This is a genomic window from Bacteroides mediterraneensis (genome assembly GCF_025993685.1).
In the GTDB taxonomy this organism is placed as follows: domain Bacteria; phylum Bacteroidota; class Bacteroidia; order Bacteroidales; family Bacteroidaceae; genus Phocaeicola; species Phocaeicola mediterraneensis_A.
This window is the reverse complement of the sequence record NZ_DAJPEN010000001.1, coordinates 283,344-297,058: the sequence shown is the minus strand read 5'-3', so window position 1 is coordinate 297,058 and position 13,715 is coordinate 283,344. Positions and strand designations below refer to the sequence as shown.

11 protein-coding genes and 1 other RNA gene are annotated in these 13,715 nt (G+C 45.1%); 8 read left to right on the top strand and 4 right to left on the bottom strand.

Translation table 11 applies throughout. The features are described 5' to 3' along the window. Window positions 1–6: 6 nt before the first annotated feature. Both ftsH and OIM59_RS01120 read left to right on the top strand, forming a co-directional pair. Complete coding sequence (ftsH, locus tag OIM59_RS01125) at window positions 7–2,052, top strand: ATP-dependent zinc metalloprotease FtsH (RefSeq protein WP_303894371.1); 2,046 nt, start codon at window positions 7–9, stop codon at window positions 2,050–2,052. A gap of 33 nt (window positions 2,053–2,085) precedes the next feature. After that, a complete protein-coding gene (locus OIM59_RS01120; protein ID WP_303894369.1) occupies window positions 2,086–2,931 on the top strand; it encodes a phosphatidate cytidylyltransferase in 846 nt (281 codons plus the stop codon). Between the two features lie 23 nt (window positions 2,932–2,954). On the opposite strand, the gene lpxB is transcribed toward OIM59_RS01120, so the two are convergent. Next, the gene (lpxB, locus tag OIM59_RS01115) at window positions 2,955–4,106 is read right to left on the bottom strand and encodes a lipid-A-disaccharide synthase (RefSeq protein ID WP_303894367.1); all 1,152 of its coding nucleotides are present in this window, start codon (window positions 4,104–4,106) and stop codon (window positions 2,955–2,957) included. Then, entirely contained in the window at window positions 4,103–4,876 is a 774-nt protein-coding gene (surE, locus tag OIM59_RS01110) for a 5'/3'-nucleotidase SurE (RefSeq protein ID WP_299170166.1), read from the bottom strand. The genes lpxB and surE overlap by 4 nt, the downstream gene beginning before the upstream one ends. Before the next feature lie 212 nt (window positions 4,877–5,088). Between surE and OIM59_RS01105 the strand changes: the two genes are divergently transcribed. The 5 genes from OIM59_RS01105 (at window position 5,089) to OIM59_RS01085 (ending at window position 11,192) form a co-directional block, all read left to right on the top strand. Continuing rightward, complete coding sequence (locus OIM59_RS01105; RefSeq protein WP_072541738.1) at window positions 5,089–5,856, top strand: ParA family protein; 768 nt, start codon at window positions 5,089–5,091, stop codon at window positions 5,854–5,856. Between the two features lie 4 nt (window positions 5,857–5,860). Beyond that, window positions 5,861–6,757, top strand: coding sequence for a ParB/RepB/Spo0J family partition protein (locus OIM59_RS01100; protein WP_072541737.1), 897 nt, complete (start codon window positions 5,861–5,863; stop codon window positions 6,755–6,757). Window positions 6,758–6,801: 44 nt separating this feature from the next. Next, window positions 6,802–7,557: a DUF5683 domain-containing protein gene (locus OIM59_RS01095; RefSeq protein ID WP_299170167.1), complete on the top strand. Its 756-nt coding sequence runs from the start codon at window positions 6,802–6,804 to the stop codon at window positions 7,555–7,557. Between the two features lie 4 nt (window positions 7,558–7,561). Next, a complete protein-coding gene (locus OIM59_RS01090; protein ID WP_299170169.1) occupies window positions 7,562–8,833 on the top strand; it encodes a lytic transglycosylase domain-containing protein in 1,272 nt (423 codons plus the stop codon). Between the two features lie 76 nt (window positions 8,834–8,909). Further along, entirely contained in the window at window positions 8,910–11,192 is a 2,283-nt protein-coding gene (locus OIM59_RS01085; protein WP_303894359.1) for a bifunctional (p)ppGpp synthetase/guanosine-3',5'-bis(diphosphate) 3'-pyrophosphohydrolase, read from the top strand. Window positions 11,193–11,323: 131 nt separating this feature from the next. Here OIM59_RS01085 and ssrA read toward each other — a convergent pair. Further along, window positions 11,324–11,720, bottom strand: a transfer-messenger RNA (tmRNA) gene (gene ssrA, locus OIM59_RS01080). Between the two features lie 105 nt (window positions 11,721–11,825). Then, the gene (locus OIM59_RS01075) at window positions 11,826–13,004 is read right to left on the bottom strand and encodes a phosphoribosylaminoimidazolecarboxamide formyltransferase (protein WP_288354290.1); all 1,179 of its coding nucleotides are present in this window, start codon (window positions 13,002–13,004) and stop codon (window positions 11,826–11,828) included. 159 nt (window positions 13,005–13,163) lie between these two features. Here OIM59_RS01075 and OIM59_RS01070 point away from each other — a divergent pair, with 159 nt between their 5' ends. Then, window positions 13,164–13,712 carry a carbonic anhydrase gene (locus tag OIM59_RS01070; protein WP_072541733.1) on the top strand — a complete coding sequence of 183 codons (549 nt, stop codon included), beginning with the start codon at window positions 13,164–13,166 and terminating at the stop codon, window positions 13,710–13,712. Window positions 13,713–13,715: the final 3 nt, after the last annotated feature.

The following is a 13,715-nucleotide window of genomic DNA, read 5'->3' as shown; positions in this document are numbered from 1 at the left end:
AGAATTATGAGTAACAATTCGAACAATAATAAGCCAAAAATCAATGTGCCACGTTTCAGTCTGACGTGGCTTTACGTCATTATTGCCATGATTTTTGCCTTTCTTTATTTCTCCGGAGATGAGGGTAGTGCCACCAAAGAGGTGAACTATACAGAATTTCAGGAGATGGTTACCAAAGGATATGCAGATAAAATCGTAGCATACGACAATAATACAATAGAAATGTATATCAAGCCGGAACACATTGTGGATGTCTTCAAAAAGGATGCCAGCAAAGTAGGAAGAAGTCCGGCTATCCACGTGCAAATCGGTTCCATGGAAGCCTTGGATAAATTCCTGAACGAACAACAGAAAGAAGGAAATTTCACCGGTTCCATACAATATGAAAAGAAAAGCGACTATTTCAGCCTGATACTCTGGAACGTACTGCCCTTTGTCATCCTCATCGCCATCTGGATGTTTGCCATGCGACGGATGGGAGGCGGAGGAGGTGCCGGCGGCTCATCGAACGTTTTCAATGTAGGCAGAAGCAAGGCGCAGCTTTTTGAAAAAGGTACCAACCGCATCACTTTCAAGGATGTAGCAGGACAGGCTGCAGCCAAACAGGAAGTACAGGAAATTGTTGACTTTCTGAAACAACCGCAAAAATATACGGAACTGGGAGGTAAAATACCTAAAGGCGCTTTGCTGGTAGGCCCTCCGGGAACCGGTAAGACCCTGTTGGCCAAAGCTGTAGCTGGAGAAGCTGATGTTCCTTTCTTCTCTATCTCCGGTTCCGACTTTGTGGAAATGTTTGTCGGCGTAGGTGCATCCCGTGTGCGCGACCTGTTCCGCCAGGCAAAGGAAAAAGCCCCCTGTATCATTTTCATCGATGAAATTGACGCCGTAGGACGGGCCCGTGGCAAAAACCCGAGCATGGGAGGAAACGATGAACGCGAAAACACCCTGAACCAGCTGCTGACAGAGATGGATGGATTCGGTTCCAACAGCGGAGTCATCATTCTGGCTGCCACCAACCGAGTAGATATCTTGGATAAAGCCTTACTGCGCGCCGGACGTTTTGACCGTCAGATTTACGTAGACCTGCCGGACTTAAACGAACGGAAGGAAGTGTTCGGTGTACATTTGAGACCATTAAAACTGGATGACTCCGTAGATGTAGACCTGCTGGCCCGCCAGACTCCGGGGTTCAGCGGAGCAGATATTGCAAATGTATGCAACGAGGCAGCCCTGATTGCCGCCCGTCACCAAAAGAAGAGTGTCGGCAAGGATGATTTCCTGGCTGCAATCGACCGTATTGTAGGTGGTCTGGAAAAGAAGACGAAAGTGATGACGGCAGCCGAGAAACGTGCCATCGCCTTGCATGAAGCGGGTCATGCCACTATTTCCTGGTTCCTGGAACATGCCAACCCGCTGATTAAGGTTACCATCGTACCGAGAGGCCGTGCTTTGGGAGCAGCCTGGTATCTTCCGGAAGAACGCCAAATCACGACGAAGGAACAGATGCTGGACGAAATGTGTGCCACTTTAGGTGGACGTGCCGCAGAAGAACTCTTTATCGGTCATATTTCCACCGGTGCCATGAACGACTTGGAGCGGGTGACCAAACAGGCATACGGCATGATTGCTTACGCCGGAATGAGCGACAAACTTCCCAACCTGTGTTATTACAACAGCAACGAAGACTACAGTTTTACCAAACCTTACAGTGAACATACCGCAGAGCTCATTGACCAGGAAGTACAAAACATGATCAGTGAACAATACACGCGGGCCAAGGAACTGTTGAAAGAACACAGTGAAGGACACAACCAACTGGCCCAACTGTTGATAGAACGGGAAGTCATCTTTGCAGAGGATGTGGAACGTATCTTTGGCAAACGTCCGTGGACATCACGTTCAGAAGAAATCATGGCTGCCAACGAACAGGCAGAAGCAGCCAAACAGCTGGAGAACAAGCAGGAGACTTCTGAACCTGCAGAGTCTACAGTAGAAAAGCCGGAAGAAAAGCCTGCGACTGATGAGCCTCAGCCTGCAGAAGGAGAAAAATAACCGCCAAGTTTATTGGGAAAAACATAAAGCACCGTGAAAAGCAATTTTATTCAACGCGCCATTACAGGAGTTATTTTTGTAGGTGTCCTCGTAGGATGTATCCTGGGGGGACCTATCTCTTTCTCCTTATTGTTCGCACTAATCACCGCACTGACCATCCATGAATTTGGAACCATTGTCAGCAAACAGCCGGATGTAGAAATCAACAAACCCATCTGCATGCTGGCAGGTGTCTTCTTGTTCTTCGGATTCGCCTATCTGGGTGTGATGCCTGGACAGACAGAAATTCTGATACCTTATCTATTTCTCCTCATCTACCTGCTGGTAAGCGAATTGTACCTAAAGAAGAAGAATCCGCTGAATAACTGGGCGTATGCCATGATGAGTCAAATCTATGTAGCCTTGTCATTTGCCATGCTGAACGTACTGGCTTATCACTCTGTGGGAGGCACATCACCTTACCAGATACAATATAATCCGATATTACCTTTATCTATCTTTATTTTCACTTGGATAAATGACACGGGGGCCTATTGTACAGGGATACTGTTCGGGAAGCACCGTCTGTTTGAGAGAATCTCCCCCAAGAAATCATGGGAAGGTTCCATTGGAGGTGGTGTATTCAGTATCATCGCCGGCGTCATTATGGCTCATTTCTTTCCTTTCATGTCAATAGGGGTATGGATTGGACTCGCCCTGACTGTTGTGGTATTCGGCACGTGGGGTGACCTGACAGAATCCTTACTGAAACGTACACTGGGAATAAAAGATTCCGGTAATATTCTTCCCGGGCATGGCGGAATGCTCGACCGGTTTGACAGCACGCTGATGGCGGTACCGGCAGCCGTCGTGTATTTATATGTGATTTCTTTCTTTTAAATTCAAAAAGCAGGTCCTCAAAACTAGATTGAGGACCTGTGATATTTTTTCCGCAACAGTTCGACCATTTGAGAGGCCGCCCTATCAGAAGCTCCTGCCTCACCCAAGATACCTGCCAGTATCTCATAGTCTTTCTGCATCGCCTTCCGACTGTCTCCTCCCGGAACAATCCGGGCCAATTCCGTTTTTACGTTTTCCACCGTCATCCCGTCGGCCACAAGCTCTGTCACGACCTCACGCCCTGCAATCAGATTCACCAATGAAATATATTTCACTTTCAAAATGTGTCTCCGCAGAAATGAAACCAGCTTTCCGGCAGCAGTATAATAGCATACGACCTGAGGCACACGGAACAAAGCTGTTTCCAGCGTAGCCGTCCCACTTGTCACCAAGGCTGCCGTAGCATGAGAAAGCAAATCATAAGTCTGCCCGAATACAATTTCCGCATCTTTTCCCATGTAAGTCCGGTAAAACTCAGGAGCAATGCCCGGAGCCCCCGCAACCACAAACTGATATTCCGGAAATGCACGGGAGGCTTCTATCATCCGTGAAAGGTTATCTTTTATCTCCTGCTTACGGCTACCTGCCAGCAAAGCAATAATCGGTTTGCCACCCAAATTGTTGCGTGCCGTGAAATGAGAAAAATCTTCTGTATATGTCTGTTGAAAACAATCAACCGCATCCACACACGGATTTCCCACATAATGAATCGGATAAGAGTGTTTTCGAAAGAACTCCACCTCAAAAGGAAGGATGGAGAACAACTCGTCCACATCACGCTTGATATTTTTAATACGGTATTCCTTCCATGCCCAGATTTTGGGTGAAATGTAATAAAATATCGGGATACGGGTATGCGCCTTGATATACTCGGCAATTTTCAAATTGAACCCCGGATAATCCACCAAAATCAATACATCCGGCTGCCAGCAGACAATATCTTTCTTACAATAATCCATATTCCGGAAAATAGTCCGCAAATGAAGCAAAACAGGAATGAAGCCCATATAGGCCATATCTTTATAATGCTTCACCAAAACGCCTCCCACTCCGGCCATCAAATCACCTCCGAAAAAGCGGAATTCCGCCTCCGGATCGTGCTGCAGCAAGGCTTTCATCAGATTAGAGGCATGCAAGTCGCCCGACGCTTCTCCAACAATCAAATAGTATTTCATAACTGAAGATTCCAGTGATTCAATTCTTCCTTCAACGCGTATGCCGTTACGTCAATCTGTGTGGGGGTAATGGCCACATAATCATGATCAAGCGCCCAATGGTCCGTATCTTCCGCATCTGGCTCATTGTTCTTGTAAGAACCTGTCAACCAGTAATAATAGCCACCTCTTGGATGAACTGCTTTCACAAACTCGTTTGTCCAGACTCCATCCGTCTGTCGGCAGATGCGTACTCCTTTCAGTTCTTTTACACCCGGGAAATTCACATTCAAACAACAACCGGCAGGTAATCCATGCGCCAGCACTTCTTCCACAATCCGTTGTATATAAGGGAAGGTAGGTGTGAAATCCGCTTCCGGATCGTGATTGCAGAGCGAAAAACCGACAGAAGGGATTCCTTTCAAACAACCTTCAATCACGACTCCCATGGTTCCTGAATAATGCACATTCACCGAAGAATTGTCTCCATGATTGATTCCCCCAATCACCATATCGGGCACCCGAGGAACCAACTCATGCAAAGCCAGCTTCACACAATCTACCGGTGTGCCTGTGCAGCTATATAAAGTAAATCCCGGCTCAGAAATCAATTGTGCGCAACGAAGAGGATGTTCTGAAGTAATGGAACCGGAAGCTCCCGAACGGGGGCCCGAGGGAGCGACTACCATCAAATCGGCCATAGGGCGCAATACTTTTATCAACTCCTGAATTCCTTTCGCAGCATAGCCGTCGTCGTTCGACAACAGCAGAAATGGTTTCTCTTTCATCATATTATCATTCAATCTTTTTATGAGTGTAAAGTTACAACAAATCTTAATCTTACCAAACCGGACCACGCAATTAAGTAAAAATATATATCTTTGCCCGCGTGAAGTTATTAACAGATGAGGTGACTTTTCAACACTTTCCAAAAAGTCATGGAATTTTAATTGACACTGTCACCAATTATTCGTTACTTCGCAATCAGAATAAACTGATTAATATGGGAAAAATTATTGCTTTAGCCAATCAAAAAGGAGGAGTAGGCAAAACTACCACGACGATTAACTTGGCTGCATCTTTAGCTACTCTCGAGAAGAAAGTACTAGTGATTGACGCTGACCCTCAGGCAAATGCCTCATCCGGCCTAGGCGTGGACTTGAAAGATATCGATTGTTCAATCTACGAATGTTTAATCAATCAGGCAGACATCCGGGAGGCTATTTACACCACCGATATTGACGGATTAGACATCATACCTTCTCACATTGACCTGGTAGGTGCGGAAATTGAAATGCTCAACCTGGAAAACCGTGAGAAAATCATGCGACACGCACTGGAACCGATGAAAAACGAATACGACTACATATTAATAGACTGTTCGCCTTCACTCGGACTGATTACCATCAATGCTTTGACCGCAGCCGACTCGGTAATCATTCCTGTGCAATGTGAATATTTTGCTCTGGAAGGCATCAGCAAACTGTTGAATACCATCAAGATTATCAAGACAAAACTGAATCCGTCACTGGAAATTGAAGGATTCCTGCTAACCATGTTTGACTCACGCCTGCGTCTGGCCAACCAGATTTATGATGAAGTGAAACGACATTTTCAGGAACTGGTGTTCAAAACCATCATCCAGCGTAATGTCAAACTGAGTGAAGCTCCCAGCCACGGCATTCCGGCCATTCTCTACGATGCAGAATCCACCGGAGCAAAAAACCATTTGGCCTTGGCTAATGAAATTATAACACGAAATAGCAAATAAACGTATGGCAGTACAGAAAAAATTTGCATTAGGACGAGGACTCGATGCTCTGATATCAAATGAGGAGGTAAAAACTTCCGGCTCATCTTCTATCAATGAAATAGAATTGAGCAAGATATCAGTCAATCCCAATCAACCTCGTCGGGAATTTGACCCTATCGCTTTGCAGGAACTGGCTGACTCCATTGCAGAAATCGGTATCATACAGCCTATTACCTTACGACAGATAAGTGAGGATTCCTATCAGATTATTGCAGGAGAAAGACGTTACAGAGCCTCCATATTGGCTGGACTAAAAACCATACCGGCTTACATCCGTACGGCTGACGACGAGAATGTCATGGAAATGGCATTGATAGAAAATATCCAGCGCGAGGATCTGAACTCACTCGAAATCGCACTGGCCTACCAGCACCTGATTGAACAATACGAACTGACTCAGGAACGTCTCAGCGAACGGGTAGGCAAGAAGCGTACCACAATCGCCAATTACTTGCGGTTGCTGAAACTGCCGGCTCCCATTCAGATGGCCCTGAAAAACAAGGAAATCGATATGGGACATGCACGTGCGTTGCTGACTTTAGAAGACCCTAAAACTCAGATACGTATTTTCAATGAAACCGTGAGCCAAGGCTACTCGGTACGCAAAGTTGAAGAGATTGTAAAAGCGCTGGCCAGCGGCGAAAGCGTGAAAAGCGGAGGAAAAACCATTGCACCGAAAGGAGCACAATTATCAGAAGAATACTCCATGCTGCAAAACCATCTGTGCAGTTTCTTCGGTACCAAAGTACAGCTATCCTGCAGCAATAAAGGAAAAGGGAAAATCAGCATTCCTTTTAACAGCGAGGCAGACCTGGAAAGAATTATGGAGATTTTAGACTCTTTGAAAAAAACAGAATAAACGGAAACAATCTTTTGAGAGCACATACATTGACATATTTAGTATTGTTAATCTTGTTATTCTGCACCCCTTATTGGGGGAGCACGGAAGTGTATGCCCAACGTGCCAAAAAGCATCGGGAAGGTATACTCACGGCCGATTCTATCCGTGTAAAGAATCAGGCAGACAGCCTGGCACTGGCTGATACGACAGATTTACAACGGCAAATCGCCTTGAAGAATCTGGAATCACCACTGGATACGGCTGCCCTGGCAAAACAAAATGACTCTTTACAACATACCCTGCCTCCTGTAAAAGAGAAAAAACGCTGGATACCTAATTCCAACCGGACAGTATGGCTGGGACTGGTTATCCCGGGAGCCGGACAAATCTACAACCGGAAATATTGGAAGTTACCCATTATTTATGGAGGCTTCGTAGGATGTGCATACGCCCTGACCTGGAACGGACAAATGTACAAGGACTACTCCCAAGCCTACCAGGATATCATGAGCAACAACCCCAATAACAAAAGTTATGAGGACTTTCTTCCTCCCGGAACCAATGTCAACGACCGTCTTGAATATTGGCAGGAATTATTCCGTTCACGCAAAGACCTTTATCGTCGCCAACGCGACTTGAGCATATTTGCATTTATTGGTGTATATTTATTATCGGTGATTGATGCCTATGTCGATGCCGAACTTTCTGATTTCGATATCAGTAAAGACCTCAGCATGAAATGGGAACCCACCATCTTTAACGATGCATTCCGCAACCGTCCGCAAGGAGTCGGCTTGCAATGCTGTATTAAATTTTAAGCAAATGAGAAAGATACTTTTCAGTTTACTGACTGCCACAATCTGCAGTGCATCCTCACTTTTTGCACAGCAAACAGAAAAAACAATCACTGTACAATCAGCGAACGGACAAGAAGACGTGATAGACTTGCCGGAAGGTATGATATCCACCACCGACAGTCTCTATTTGGACTGGATATCCAAACACTATATCAATCCGGCAGAAAACTGTACGATGACTACCCAGAACCCAGAGGTCAGCGATTCCATCTATATGGATCGCCTGCAACGGATTCCAGCCATCATCGAAATGCCTTATAACGACATCATACGGAAATTCATTGACATGTATGCCACTCGCCTGCGGCAAAAAGTATCTTTCATGTTGAGTGCGAACAATCTTTACATGCCTATTTTTGAAGAAGCCCTTGACTTATATGACCTTCCTCTGGAATTAAAATACTTACCCGTCATAGAATCTGCATTAAATCCTACCGCCACCTCTGCACAGGGAGCTGTAGGACTGTGGCAATTCATGCTTCGTACGGGACAAGTATATGGGCTCAAAGTCAATTCTTTGGTAGACGAACGCAGAGATCCGGTAAAATCTACCCGTGCTGCCGCACGCTATCTGAAAGATTTATATGATATCTATCACGACTGGAACCTTGTTTTAGCAGCGTACAACTGCGGACCGGGTACCATCAACAAAGCCATCCGCCGGGCGGGAGGAGAAAAAGACTTCTGGAAGATTTATAATTTCCTGCCCAAAGAAACAAGAGGTTACGTTCCGGCATTCGTAGCTGCCAATTACATCATGACTTACTATTGCGAGCATTACATCAGCCCCATGGAAATGAACATGCCCGAAAGTACGGATACCGTTCACATCAACCGTTCGCTGAATTTGAACCAGATAGCAGAAGTATGTAAGATGGACATTGACCAGCTGCGTGCCCTGAACCCCGAATTCAAGAAAGATATCATTCCGGGAAACGAAAAACCTTATGCCTTGAGATTACCGACTCAAATGATGAGCTGCTTCATCGACCACGAAGACAGTATTTACAACTATAAGCCAGAGGTTTATCAGACACGACGCAATACCGTGGCCGTAAGCAGCAGTAATGCGAGCAAAAGTCAAAGTAAAGGAAAAGCGGTGTACCATCGTATTCGCAATGGAGAAACCTTAGGAGGTATTGCAGCCAAATATGGAGTCAGTGTAAATCAGCTCAGACGATTGAACGGAATTAAAGGAAGCAACATCCGGGCTGGCAAATCATTACGCATCCGTTAAGAAAAGCAGCCATTTGCTTGTTTGATTCGTATTTTTCCCTATTTTTGCATTATCGATTCAAAGAAGGGAGAGAATTATGACTGACGACAAACTTACGCAGGAGCAAGCAGATGAACAACTGATAGACAATGCCTTTCAGGAGTTATTGGACCGATACCTTGAAAGCAAACACCGGAAAAAGGTTGAAATTATCACAAAAGCATTCAATTTCGCCCGACAAGCACACAAAGGAGTGCGCCGACGTTCGGGCGAACCTTATATCTTACATCCCATTGCCGTAGCACGTATCGCATGCGTGGAAATTGGATTGGGGTCTACTTCCATCTGTTCAGCGTTACTTCACGACGTAGTGGAGGACACAGACTATACAGTGGAAGATATCGAAAACCTGTTCGGCCCCAAGATAGCTCAAATCGTAGACGGACTGACCAAAATCTCCGGAGGTATCTTTGGAGACAGAGCTTCTGCACAAGCAGAAAACTTTAAAAAACTACTTCTTACGATGAACGATGACATCCGTGTCATCCTTATCAAGATTGCAGACCGACTGCACAACATGCGCACACTCGGTTCCATGCTTCCAAGCAAACAATACAAGATTGCAGGAGAAACGCTTTATATTTATGCTCCCCTCGCCAACAGATTGGGGTTAAACCGTATCAAGACTGAATTGGAGGACTTGAGCTTTAAGTACGAACATCCGGAAGCATACCAGAAAATAGAAGACAAACTGAAAGCCACGCAAGCTGAAAGAGAAAGTTTGTTTGAAGAATTCACGGCTCCCATCCGGGCACAGCTCGACAAAATGGGACTCCCCTATCGAATCTTGGCCCGCATCAAGTCGCCTTATTCCATCTGGAATAAAATGCAAAACAAGCACATCACATTTGAGGAAATCTATGATATTCTGGCCGTACGTATCATTTTCACTCCAAAGAATGAAGAAGAGGAGCTGAATGACTGCTTCAATATCTACGTAGCCATTTCCCGAATATATAAACCTCATCCCGACCGCCTGCGTGACTGGGTCAGCCATCCGAAAGCCAATGGCTATCAGGCGCTTCATGTCACTCTGATGAGCAATAAAGGCCAATGGATTGAGGTACAAATCCGTAGTGAACGGATGAACGATGTAGCCGAACAAGGTTTTGCCGCACATTGGAAATACAAAGAAGGAGGAGGAAGCGAAGACGAAGGCGAACTCAGCAAATGGCTGAAAACCATCAAGGAAATCTTGGATGACCCGCAACCGGATGCCATCGACTTCCTGGATACCATCAAACTGAATCTTTTTGCCTCCGAAATCTTCGTGTTTACCCCTAAAGGAGAAATCAAGACCATGCCGCAAAACGCTACTGCCCTTGATTTCGCATTCTCCATTCACACTTTCTTGGGAAGCCACTGTATTGGAGCCAAAGTCAACCACAAGCTGGTTCCACTCAGCCATAAACTACAAAGTGGAGACCAGGTGGAGATTCTAACCTCCAAAGCACAAAAAGTACAACCTTCATGGATTAATTTTGCTACCACAGCCAAAGCAAAAGCAAAGATTCTGTCTATTCTAAAAAGAGAAAGAAAAGAAGTGCAACAGACGGGAGAAGATATGCTGCACAATTTCTTCACCAAAGAAGGTATTGAAGCAAACGATACCAACATACAGAAACTTTGTACACTCCACAAACTAAAGACACCTGAAGACCTGATGTACCAAATAGGACAAAAAGTCTTCATACTGGGAGAGGCTGATAAAAATGAGCTAAAAGAAAAACCGACCCCCACAAACTGGAAGAAATACATCGCATTTGCATTTGGCGGAGGTAACAAAGCTAAAACCCAGGATAATGTTTCTCAAAAAGAGAATACGCCTCAACTGAACATTGACAAAAAGAAGGTCGTCCGCCTCACTCCTGAAGAGATTCAGAAGCACTACATCATCGCAGACTGCTGCAAGCCGATACCGGGAGATGATGTACTGGGTTATATTGATGACAACAACCGGATTATCATCCACAAGCGCCAATGTCCGATTGCCGCCCAGCTCAAAACCAGCTTTGGAAACAGGCTGCTGGCCGTACAGTGGGAAACCGGAAAGGCACTCAATTTTCCTGTAAATGTATATATAAAAGGTATTGACGGTATCGGGGTGCTGAATCAAGTGACACAAATCATTTCCCAGCAACTGAATGTAAATATCCACAAACTGAACATCGAGTCGAATGATGGAATCTTTGAAGGACGTATCCAACTTTTTGTACACGATGTGGACGATGTAAACACAATCTGTGAAAATTTAAAGAAACTGGAAAGCATTAAAAAAGTGACACGAATCGAAAACTTTGACGATGCCATTGCTGATTAACAGTATCTGATTTACTAATCGGCATATATTCTTCTCTACATACGCAGAATATATGCCGGTTTTTCATGTCCTTTCATCCGGAAATCAGAAAAACAAAAAAGCCACTGAGAAACTCAGCAGCTTTTCATTATCTGTGGACCTGGAGGGAGTCGAACCCTCGTCCAAACAAGGAAGCCATATGCTTTCTACATGCTTATCTCTGCCTTCGGTTTTCGTACACAAGCAAGACCAGAGCCACCCACTTATGTCTTAGTTCCTAAAACTTCATCCCAGCCGCGGAACAAGGCTGAAACTATTTCCGATTTTGCTGCACCGCTAAACCAAACGCTTCGGAACAAGAGCTTTTGAGCGATGTCTCGTTTCCATCACTGTGACGGAAATAAAGCTAATCTACTATACTTCGATTAAGCAGCGAGAGCATAATTTTCGTTGCCAGATAATTGTTCAGTAACTGAGATTATAGTGCAAATCACTGACGCACTGCATGCTTACATACCACATCTCTCGCTGTCAAAACCAAACAAGCCCAAGATTAAGTACTTAAGTGGCAGCAAAGATAGCAAATCTTTACTCTATCTACAAAAAAAGAGGTGCAAATTTGCACCTCTCCTCTTATTATCTTTACTTTTGGTATCAATGATGGAACAGACGGATACCCGTAAATGCCATTGCAATACCGTATTTATCACATGTTTCAATCACATTGTCATCACGAACAGAGCCTCCGGCCTGAGCAATATACTCTACCCCACTCTTATGCGCACGTTCGATGTTGTCGCCAAACGGGAAGAATGCATCCGAACCTAAAGACACCCCTTTCTGTGTATCCAACCATGCCCGTTTCTCTTCACGGGTTAAAATCTCCGGCTTTTCCGTAAAGAACTGCTGCCATACGCCATCGGCCAACACATCATCATGATCTTCACTGATATAAATATCAATGGTATTGTCACGGTCGGCACGGCGGATTTTTTCTACCCAAGGCAAGTTCAATACTTTCGGATGTTGGCGCAGGTACCAGATATCAGCCTTGTTTCCAGCCAAACGAGTACAATGGATACGGCTCTGCTGTCCGGCACCGATACCAATGGCCTGTCCGTCCTTCACATAACAAACTGAATTAGACTGCGTATATTTCAACGTAATCAATGCAATCATCAAATCACGCTTAGCCTCTTCCGGGAAATTCTTATTCTGTGTCGGAATGTTTGCAAACAGTTCCGGGCCATTCAGTTTCACTTCGTTACGTCCTTGTTCAAAAGTAATGCCAAACACGTCCTTGTGTTCAATAGGATTCGGACGATAAGCCGGATCTATCTTGATGACATTATAAGTACCCTTCCGCTTGTTCTTCAAGATTTCCAAAGCCGCATCCGTATATCCCGGAGCAATGACACCGTCGGATACCTCACGATTGATGAAACGGGCAGTTTCCTCGTCACACACATCACTCAGAGCTATAAAATCTCCATAAGACGACATACGGTCGGCACCACGTGCACGTACATACGCATTTGCCAGCGGCGACAAAGGCAGGTTATCCACAAAATAAATTTTCTTCATGGTTTCATCCAGTTCCAGACCGATTGCGGCTCCGGCAGGACTCACGTGTTTGAACGAAGTAGCGGCCGGCATACCGGTAGCTTCTTTCAGTTCTTTCACCAACTGCCATCCATTGAACGCATCCAAGAAATTGATATAACCGGGACGCCCGTTCAACACTTCAATAGGCAGTTCTCCCTCCTGCATGAAAATGCGGGCCGGCTTCTGGTTAGGGTTGCAGCCGTACTTGAGTTCGAGTTCTTTAGCCATATTTTAATAGTTTGGTTGAATTTTCTACAAAAGTACGAAAAAATCGGAAGCATATTCCACGATAAGTACATGATTTTAGGAATTCCCACAGAAAGCAACGGAAAAATCACAAAATAAATCTGTATTTTTGCCCATATTCTATACAAAATATAAAGGACTATGATAGACGAATTATTACATTTCAACAAAACATTTGTGGAAAGCAAAGGGTACGAAAAATACATCACGAACAAATACCCTGACAAAAAAATCGCCATTGTCACCTGCATGGACACCCGTTTGACAGAACTGCTGCCAGCCGCACTGGGTATCAAAAACGGAGATGTCAAAATCATCAAGAATGCAGGAGGAACGATTACACACCCGTTTGGAAGTGCCATGCGAAGCCTTCTGGTAGCCATATATGAACTAGGAGTGGAAGAGGTCATGATTATCGGGCACACAGACTGCGGCGTGCAGCACATGGACAGTCAGGTCATGCTGCGCCACATGCGCGAAAGAGGTATCTCACAAGACCACATCGAAATGATGCAATACTGTGATATCGACTTAAATTCCTGGCTCAGCGGCTTCAATGATACGGAAGAAGCTGTACAAAAGAGCGTACACATCGTACGCCACCACCCGCTAGTACCACAGGATATACGGGTAAGAGGATTCATCATGGATTCTACAACCGGAAACCTCACCGAAGTACAAGAAGACTAACCT

Excerpts from the sequence above, each read along its gene's own strand:
- ftsH (WP_303894371.1), top strand. The coding sequence starts at position 7 with ATGAGTAACAATTCGAACAATAATAAGCCAAAAATCAATGTGCCACGT.
- lpxB (WP_303894367.1), bottom strand. The coding sequence starts at position 4,106 with ATGAAATACTATTTGATTGTTGGAGAAGCGTCGGGCGACTTGCATGCC.
- surE (WP_299170166.1), bottom strand. The coding sequence starts at position 4,876 with ATGATGAAAGAGAAACCATTTCTGCTGTTGTCGAACGACGACGGCTAT.
- OIM59_RS01105 (WP_072541738.1), top strand. The coding sequence starts at position 5,089 with ATGGGAAAAATTATTGCTTTAGCCAATCAAAAAGGAGGAGTAGGCAAA.
- OIM59_RS01100 (WP_072541737.1), top strand. The coding sequence starts at position 5,861 with ATGGCAGTACAGAAAAAATTTGCATTAGGACGAGGACTCGATGCTCTG.
- OIM59_RS01090 (WP_299170169.1), top strand. The coding sequence starts at position 7,562 with ATGAGAAAGATACTTTTCAGTTTACTGACTGCCACAATCTGCAGTGCA.
- OIM59_RS01085 (WP_303894359.1), top strand. The coding sequence starts at position 8,910 with ATGACTGACGACAAACTTACGCAGGAGCAAGCAGATGAACAACTGATA.
- OIM59_RS01075 (WP_288354290.1), bottom strand. The coding sequence starts at position 13,004 with ATGGCTAAAGAACTCGAACTCAAGTACGGCTGCAACCCTAACCAGAAG.
- OIM59_RS01070 (WP_072541733.1), top strand. The coding sequence starts at position 13,164 with ATGATAGACGAATTATTACATTTCAACAAAACATTTGTGGAAAGCAAA.